The sequence below is a fragment of the Nitratidesulfovibrio oxamicus genome (genome assembly GCF_015731765.1).
Taxonomy (GTDB): Bacteria; Desulfobacterota; Desulfovibrionia; order Desulfovibrionales; family Desulfovibrionaceae; genus Cupidesulfovibrio; species Cupidesulfovibrio oxamicus.
This window is the reverse complement of sequence record NZ_VRYY01000772.1, coordinates 1-572: the sequence shown is the minus strand read 5'-3', so window position 1 is coordinate 572 and position 572 is coordinate 1. Positions and strand designations below refer to the sequence as shown.

The following is a 572-nucleotide window of genomic DNA, read 5'->3' as shown; positions in this document are numbered from 1 at the left end:
GGGGCGGGCATGTCCAGCCCGCAGGGCAAGCCGGAGAGACCGGGCAACCCGCGCCGGACACCTGCAGTGCGGAACGCGATTCGCCGCGCACGCGCGGCGTCGTCACCTCCGTCCGGCTGGCCAGCCTGCTCGCCGTGGCCGTGCCCGTGCTGTACGTGGCGGTGTACGCCCCCCAAGGCATGGACACCACCGACTTCGGCTTCTTCTACGGGCATGCCTGGCGCATCCTGCTGGGCGAGGTGCCCTACCGCGACTTCTTCTACGTCAAGCCGCCGCTTTCGCTGTACTGGCACGCCTTCTGGCTGTGGCTGACGCCGGAGCGGGTTTCCGTGCTGGCGGGCAGGGCCGGGTTCTACGCCGAGATGCTGGCCGCATCGTGGCTGGGCGCGCTGTATCTTGCCCGCGCCGTGGACCTGCGCCGCCTGGGCGTGCCCCTGCCGCTGCTGGCAACGCTGGGCTTCGTGTGGTCGGTGCATGCCTTTCCGCCCATGCCGTGGCACACGGTGGAAGGGGTGCTGTTCGGCGCCGGGGCGCTGTACGCCGTGGTGGCCGGGCACCCGCTGCTGGCCGGG

At 71.9% G+C, this 572-nt stretch carries 1 pseudogene; it reads left to right on the top strand.

The window, feature by feature from the left end:
• A pseudogene (locus FVW20_RS18380) lies at positions 1-572 on the top strand (hypothetical protein); the annotation flags it as partial.